The sequence below is a fragment of the Gemmobacter lanyuensis genome (assembly GCF_014652355.1).
GTDB classification, from domain to species: Bacteria; Pseudomonadota; Alphaproteobacteria; order Rhodobacterales; family Rhodobacteraceae; genus Gemmobacter; species Gemmobacter lanyuensis.
On the sequence record NZ_BMYQ01000029.1, the window covers coordinates 1 to 6,991 of the forward strand.

Here is a 6,991-nt window from a genome sequence, read left to right on the forward strand (position 1 = left end):
CTTCCAGGCTCAATAGTATCAATTGCTTAGCCGTTTAACTGATGAAGTTGGGTGACTTCGGGCGTCTTCATCTGCACGGTGTTGTCGATGTCTCGGGTCTGGATGATCCCGGGGTCGAGCGTTTGAGGCAGGCCTTGATCCGCGCGGCCTCGGTGGCCGAGGGCGCGATCGGCGGCGAGAGGCAGCTGGATCTGCGGCCCATCTTCGATCCTGTTAGCTGGACGGATTACATTTTGAAGTATGCCACGCGCACGGCCAAAGAGTTTGGCCTCGATGATCCCTTCATGATCAACCCCCATCACCTTGGCACACCGATGCCGTCGGGGCGCGGTCGCATCATCAACGCCGTTCAAGTGCAGTCCTTGAAGCTTATGGCAATAGCTTCATCACCATTGGGAGCGTTGATCGTTCCGCTCACGAAGACACCCGAAGCGGTATTGCTGTTAAGCGATATAAGACCCCCGCCTGTGCTTAAAGCGCGGGCTGCTTCTGTATCCAGATACAAAGTTGCAAGAAGTCGTTGCTCCGGATAAAGCCGAATGCTCTCTGCACCAAATTCTCGCATTCCAAGGGAGGTGCTTAGCATCCAGCCATCAATGTGTGTCGTTAATGGATCTGCATAATCTGCCCGCAAGCCCCAATCTGCTTTTTCTGCATACAGGTTGATTATTGGACGACCTTTCCAGCAATAAGTCTCGATCTCGTAAAGACGTTCGAGTGTGCCTTGGTTCCGTGGGTTTATAGCTACCGCTACAACTTCGCCTTCCTTAGGCATAAGCTGGAAATTTTCAAACGCTGTGGATGGCATGATGCCCAAATGGTTCAGGTCATCTTGCTGTGGGATGAAAAGCTGCTCCGGGGGTGTTATTGACATCAACTCGAAGAGTTCACGGGCGGCACCCATCTCTCGTAAATAGCTGGAGATCATTGCAGATACGGTTTGTGTGTCTGTCATCACGTCAGGCGCGGATGCAACGTCATCGCCAGCGTAGAATTGGTTGAAGCCGATCTCTGCACCTTCCGGGACCTCACGGTTTACGCCCCCCATGAAAGCCAAAGCGCAAGCCGAGTAGCAGCCAGCTCCACCAAGAGGAATTGCGGCCTCGAGATATTCCCAGTCAGATTGCGCGGGCTCACGAGGAGGATACTTTTCAATGAAGGTAACGGCACTTTGCTCTCTCAGAAAGCGTCCGATCTTGATGCTGTCAGCAAGGTTCCCGCCTGGGCTATCCATGGCGACCTTGAAAGTGAAAGCGTCATAGGCGTTCTCAGTCCAGAACTGCATGAACTTTTCTGCATCGCCAGCCTCGATTGGCCCGCTCATCGTGATGATCAGGGTCGCGTTGTAGTGCAAAGTGCCCAGCTCAACCGCGGTGACCTCGTTTGCAAACAACGCCGAAAGTGCGGAAACTAGGAAGAGTTGAACGCGCTTCATCGCAACCCCCTGCGAAATACAAAATGTTTCAGTTTACGGTGAGAGACTTCGGGCACCTCGGGATCTCTGCGCCCTGCACGCTCCTCCGTCACCTTGCGCCGGGTTGGCATCACCAGGGCCATCAGAGGGGCAACATTATTCATTTCATTCCCAAGCATTCGGGTCACCCCCGCCAGCAGCGACAAGATCTGCAAAGAGAAGCTGCTCCCAAGATTGCACAGGCCTCGTCTGCCGACATGTGATGGATTCCGGGCTGGTCGAAGGGCGCTGGCCGTTCCCTGCGAACAACATGAGCGCGGGGGATGATGCGAAGATGGACCCGGCCGTCGCTCACCCGACGCTCAAAGCCCAGAGAGGTGCATCCTGCAGGGCCTGGCGCGCGAAATCGTTGGCACCGCGATCTCTGAATCGATGAGCGATGATGCCCAAGGCGATGATACGGGCGTCGAGGGTGAGAACCGCCTTGCCCCCCTGCTTCCGCTGCTCGGCCAGGATTCGCTCTTCAAGCTGTGCGACGGCTTCCTGCTGGCTGCCGGTCAGAATACTGAAGTTCCCGGCGAGAAGCGCTTGGCCATGGACTTTCCAATCGAACCCCGCAAACAATTGCTCGGTCGGGTCCTTCTTGTCATCTTTGTTGCTGTCCTTCGGCCAAGAAAGCCCCAGCTTCGACAAGAGGTTTTGGATCGAGGTTATTGATGGGCGAATTGGCGCATGCTGATGGATGAACGGCGCAGGTTGGGCGTCGATCACCGGATGCGCACGCACTGTGGTTCGGGAGCGTTGGCTTTGGGTTTGTGAGGCTTCTTGTTCGCCTTCGTCGAGGTCGATCACGCTCATGGACATGCTTACGGCGGGATCGGACCACACCATGCTCTCCATAAGGGGGACTTTGCGCATCTGCGCGAAAGCTTCGGTTGCCTCCCCGGCGTCGTCAACGAGAACGAGGCTCGTCAGATGCGTGCAGAGACTGTGGGAAACGGCAAGGGCACGGGCCTCATCTTCCGATAGAAGCGGCAGGGCCAATGCGGCGGCGAACCGGCCAATGGCTGTGGCGCCGGGATGGGATTTCCCGGCCTCTTCTGACCACTCAGCCCGGATCCTGACCCCGCCACGCAACGTGGTGATCATCTTCGGACCAGTTCCATCCACTTCGCCTTTAACCGACGACCCGTGCTGGCGGAGAGTGACAAAGGCTGTGCGCAGGGCGGACGCCACATCACGTCCGGGCGCATAGAGCACCTGACCACCGGTCATGGAGCAGAGATGGCCAATATTCGCGTCGAGACTGCCGGGCCCCGCAAGGATTGCCGAAATGCGCGGCCCTGTGCCCTTCAGCTCCTCAACCTGATGCGCCCAGGTCTGGCCATCGGTCAGCACAAGAATATCCCTGGCGCCCTTCTCCAGTGCAGCGCGGATCGCACCCGCCAATTCGGTGCCACCGCGCGGGCCTTCCAGCCTGCCTGCAAGCCGTGCACAGGCGGGGCCTTGCGCGCTTCCGAGCTCTTCGCAACGGTCATCAAACTGCCAGAGCGTGATCCGATCCGAGATCCGCAGCCGCGCAAGTTCTTGCGACAGGCCGTTCCTCATCGCTTCCCAGACCGACTCTGCGCCGTCACGCACGCGACTGCCAGTGGAGCCAGATCTGTCGACGATCACATGCAGGTCGAGGGCGGCTTCGCCTGATGCGACGGGCTCGAGTGCCACTTGCACAAGACGTCCGTCGGACGCCTTTCCGCAGTGCTGCCCGAATATGCCGCCCTCGATCCGCAATTCCACGGCGCGGTTCTGCAGGATCTCGACCGTCGTATCGGGTGCAAGCGGCTGGCCATGCAGGACAGCGCGGCCTGCATCCACGCTGACCGAGAGCGCTGCCACATGCCGCACGGCGCCTGAGGTCACCAGATCATCGATGGCGATCAGAGGCGAGGTGCCGTAAAGCTGCCCAGCTGTCATGGGGAGCCGCAGGAACGGCATGCCGTCCACAGCTACCAGTGGCATGACCTGTTCAAGTTCCACGGCAACCTCTGCGCCCGGTGGAAGCGCCCCCAAGGACAGGATGTGGATGCCCCGCAGAGCTTCCTCGTGCAGAATGCTCAGGCGGCCCTCGTCCAAGGCAGCCTCATAGGTCGCCCGCGCCTCGGATTGCTGTTGAACAGCACCAAGCAGGCGCCGCCCGTCGATAGTGGCGGCCAATTCGGTGACAGTGGCGTCGAACCCGACGGGGAAGGTCATCACCGCCTCGATGGGGGTGTCTTCGACGTTGCGAAAGCTTCGTGTGGTCCGCACGATTGCAAGACCGGCCTGGATTTGCACCGCGATCGTCGTGGCCGCCAGCGGCATCGGGGTCGGCACCCCGTCGGAAAACGTCGTCAGGCCATCGTGGAGTGTTTCCAGGCTATGGCTGAGCGCGGTAACCTGCATCAGGTTTATCCTTTGTTGGTATAGGTTTTCAGCGCCGCTTCGACAGCGGTCAGGATCTCTTCGATCTGCAGGTCATCCGGGGATACCTGCGGACCAACCCGAAGTTCGACGCCATGTGCCTGCATGATGGGCAGTGCATCGTCGAAAGACATCAGGACCTTGATTGACCCGGGCTTCATGCCCATGCGGTGCAGCGCAAGATAGCGCTGGCCCTTGCTGATATGTGTCTCGTCGTAGGCATCTGCAGAGCGGCCCGTGCGTGCCGCCGGCGGCAGAATGCCTTCGGCAATCATGAAGCGGATCTGGCGCGGCGGGACGCCGAGGTGGTCGGCCAGTTCGGTGAGGGTCATGGTCGCGTCATGTGTTCATTCTTCGGACTGCGCATACAACAAGACATAAACTATGTCACGTTCGCCGACCTGTCAAGGAACGTGACAAATTTCTTGTCATTTTTTTCTGATGGCTTGTTTTTCTCAATGAGCTTGCCGCGTGCGGCGCGCATTTGCCGGCAGCCGGAGGTTTTGCGCAGTCAGGAGGGCAGGATTGAATGCGCCAATAAACTCGACATATTGACATGTCGCATTAAATAGGGTAGCAAGATTCCATGCTTGAACATGATCTCACTCTTGAAGAACTCAGTCAGCGCACAGCTATCGAGCCTCGCACGCTGCGGTCCTGGGTGAGTGAAGGGCTCCTCGCTCCGCCGCTCAAGGCCGGGCGCGGGGCGCGCTATCCGGCCGGGAATGTGAGCCGCGCATTGGCGGTGCGGGCGCTCAAGGACCACCATGGGCTGTCACTGTCCGAAATCGGACGGCGGTTCATGATGGCGACCGAAGAGCAGATCCGGTCCTGGGCGCAAGAGGCTGGGCCATCCGCTGCAAATCGCGGATCCGCCCGTGACTATCTGAGCGCCATCCGCTCTCAATCTGCGGATGGCGGGGCAGGGGTGCCGAGCTTCAGTGCCGCAAGACCGGAAAGGTCTGTCGAACTGCCCCCGAGGCAAGCGGCGACCTTGCCGGAACCGATGATGAATGTCGCGCGCCCTGCAAGCCTGGACGAACCGAATGCCGATCTGGCCCATATCGAACAGCTGATCCTGCAGCTTGAGCGGCTTGTCGGAGAAGCGGCGCCGCGCCGCGCGCGCGGGATGGTCTGGACGCGGATCTCGATCACGCCGGACCTTGAGCTGTCGGTCCGGGGCGATCTTGCCCCTGCCGAGCGTGTCCTTTTTGAACAACTTGCGGACCAGCTCCGCACCATCCTTTTAGGGAGAGCCCGATATGAGTGATGTTGAGTTTTCGATGTCGGCCAGTTTTGATCGCAGCCTTTTCTGGGAAGCCGGGTCTTCGGTTCGCTACCTTGTGGCCCGCGTCAATGCCCGTCGCCTTGGTGAGGATCGTCCCGTGGCGCGCGCGCCGCTCAACATTGCCCTTGCGATTGATGTGAGCGGATCCATGTCCGGCGCCAGGCTCGAGGCTGCAAAGAAGGCCGCCGTAGGCCTCGCTGCGCAGCTGACCGAGCAGGACCGTCTTTCGCTGGTTTCCTTCGGGTCCGACGTCGTCGTGCATCTTGATGCCGTGACGGTTCATGCGGGCACTCTTCCCATGATCCGCCAGACCATTGAAGCGCTTGAGACCAGTGGCATGACCAATCTCTCGGATGGCTGGTTCACGGCGGTAGATTGCGCCGCCCGGATCGCCGAGCGGGACCCGCGTATGACCCCTCGGGTCATTCTGCTCAGTGATGGTCATGCGAACCGCGGCATTACGGAAGCGGGTGAATTGGGGGCGCATGCTCATCAGCTCCGGTTGCGGGGGGTCCTGACCTCGGCGCTCGGGATCGGTGATGACTATGACGAACACCTTTTGCGTGGCATCGCTGAAAGCGGTGGCGGACGTCTGCACGATGCTGAGGTAACAAGCGAGATTTCGACCGTATTGCTTGGCGAACTGCAGGATATTTCGCTTACCTGTGTCGACAATGCCGAGATCATCCTTACCACCTCGACGAAACTGCGGATCGAAGCGGTCGGGCGGGGGCGCCTCGAGGAGCGGGATGGTGACCTTGTGCTCTCCCTTGGCGCCATCCAGAGCGGGTCCGAGCGGGTCGCGGTCTTCAAGGTGATCTGCCCGATACTGCCCGCAGGCACGCAGCTACATTTCACGGTCACCGCGCGCGGTCATGCCATGTCCGAGGACGGGGTCATCGGCGCAGGGGCAGTTCAACTCGCTTTGACTGCGGCACAGGGGGATCGGAATTCCGCGCAGGACCGCGACGATGAGGTTGCGGAAATCGTTGCTAAGGCGTGGAGTGCCCATGTCGTCACCATGACCGCAAAAATGAACGCCCGCGGCGCATTCCACGACGCGCAAGGGTTCATCCGCCAAGAGCTGCGCCACTTTGCCAACTACGTGCACGGCTTGCGCTGCGGCCCTGCGTTGGTTCAGGAACTTGACCTGCTGGCTCGTCGAGCTGGGTCGCAAATCTCGCCGCGGATGCGCAAGGAAATGGTGCTGCAATCCTCCCTTGCCATGGAAAGCCGTGTCGACAGACGCAGCATGAGCCGCCAGTCCTGGAGCGATCGCATGCGCGATGGCAACAGCTGATCACTGAGCCTCAGCGTCCCGCCTGACGCTTCGCCTTTCAAACGAAATCGCTTGTCAACCGGCCTGCCCCGTCCAGGGGCGGGACAGATCATCTCATTCAAAAGTCCGGAAACGTTCATGCGCACGTCTCTGCTCAAAATCTGTGCAGGTGCCTGTCTGGCACTGATTTTCCATGCCGATCCTGCCCTGTGCCAACCACGATTTCCGCCGCAAGATTGCCTGATCAAGATAGACGGCAAGATTTACGATTCATCCCCCTGTGATTTTTCCCATGAGGATGACTTGCTCATCCAGTTCGGTGCGATGTCTTCAAACGGGAATGTCGGATATTGGGTTCACCTCCTGAAAGAACTGGATGGCCGCTACCTTGCACATTGGAATGAAGATTATGGTGCCAGCCATGCGCATTCCCTGCTTGGCATCGTGGCGCGCGAAACCCGAGAAGTGGGTGAGTGTTTTATCAATGAACATGTCACCCAACTTCATCAGTTAAACGGCTAAGCAATTGATACTATTGAGCCTGGAAGGC

General features: G+C 59.2%; 7 protein-coding genes. 3 read left to right on the forward strand and 4 right to left on the reverse strand.

Annotation, left to right across the window (positions count from 1 at the left end):
• Nucleotides 1-26: 26 nt before the first annotated feature.
• The 4 genes from IE101_RS19400 to IE101_RS19415 all read right to left on the reverse strand — a co-directional run bounded on the left by IE101_RS19400 (nt 27) and on the right by IE101_RS19415 (nt 4,206).
• On the reverse strand, nt 27-353 hold the full coding sequence (locus tag IE101_RS19400; RefSeq protein ID WP_189635490.1) for a hypothetical protein: 327 nt from the start codon (nt 351-353) through the stop codon (nt 27-29).
• Complete coding sequence (locus IE101_RS19405; RefSeq protein WP_189635491.1) at nt 350-1,435, reverse strand: COG3904 family protein; 1,086 nt, start codon at nt 1,433-1,435, stop codon at nt 350-352. Before IE101_RS19405 ends, IE101_RS19400 begins: the two co-directional genes overlap by 4 nt.
• A 330-nt stretch (nt 1,436-1,765) precedes the next feature.
• Complete coding sequence (locus tag IE101_RS19410; protein WP_189635492.1) at nt 1,766-3,856, reverse strand: VIT domain-containing protein; 2,091 nt, start codon at nt 3,854-3,856, stop codon at nt 1,766-1,768.
• 5 nt (nt 3,857-3,861) lie between these two features.
• Nucleotides 3,862-4,206: a MerR family transcriptional regulator gene (locus tag IE101_RS19415; RefSeq protein ID WP_189635493.1), complete on the reverse strand. Its 345-nt coding sequence runs from the start codon at nt 4,204-4,206 to the stop codon at nt 3,862-3,864.
• Between the two features lie 254 nt (nt 4,207-4,460).
• On the opposite strand from IE101_RS19415, the gene IE101_RS19420 reads away from it, so the two are divergent.
• The 3 genes from IE101_RS19420 to IE101_RS19430 all read left to right on the forward strand — a co-directional run bounded on the left by IE101_RS19420 (nt 4,461) and on the right by IE101_RS19430 (nt 6,963).
• Nucleotides 4,461-5,144, forward strand: a complete 684-nt coding sequence (locus IE101_RS19420) for a helix-turn-helix domain-containing protein (protein ID WP_189635494.1) — start codon at nt 4,461-4,463, stop codon at nt 5,142-5,144.
• The gene (locus IE101_RS19425) at nt 5,137-6,462 is read left to right on the forward strand and encodes a vWA domain-containing protein (RefSeq protein ID WP_189635495.1); all 1,326 of its coding nucleotides are present in this window, start codon (nt 5,137-5,139) and stop codon (nt 6,460-6,462) included. Before IE101_RS19420 ends, IE101_RS19425 begins: the two co-directional genes overlap by 8 nt.
• Before the next feature lie 117 nt (nt 6,463-6,579).
• Nucleotides 6,580-6,963: a hypothetical protein gene (locus IE101_RS19430; protein ID WP_189635496.1), complete on the forward strand. Its 384-nt coding sequence runs from the start codon at nt 6,580-6,582 to the stop codon at nt 6,961-6,963.
• Nucleotides 6,964-6,991 lie beyond the last annotated feature (28 nt).

Excerpts from the sequence above, each read along its gene's own strand:
- IE101_RS19415 (WP_189635493.1), bottom strand. The coding sequence starts at position 4,206 with ATGACCCTCACCGAACTGGCCGACCACCTCGGCGTCCCGCCGCGCCAG.
- IE101_RS19430 (WP_189635496.1), top strand. The coding sequence starts at position 6,580 with ATGCGCACGTCTCTGCTCAAAATCTGTGCAGGTGCCTGTCTGGCACTG.
- IE101_RS19405 (WP_189635491.1), bottom strand. The coding sequence starts at position 1,435 with ATGAAGCGCGTTCAACTCTTCCTAGTTTCCGCACTTTCGGCGTTGTTT.
- IE101_RS19410 (WP_189635492.1), bottom strand. The coding sequence starts at position 3,856 with ATGCAGGTTACCGCGCTCAGCCATAGCCTGGAAACACTCCACGATGGC.
- IE101_RS19425 (WP_189635495.1), top strand. The coding sequence starts at position 5,137 with ATGAGTGATGTTGAGTTTTCGATGTCGGCCAGTTTTGATCGCAGCCTT.
- IE101_RS19420 (WP_189635494.1), top strand. The coding sequence starts at position 4,461 with ATGCTTGAACATGATCTCACTCTTGAAGAACTCAGTCAGCGCACAGCT.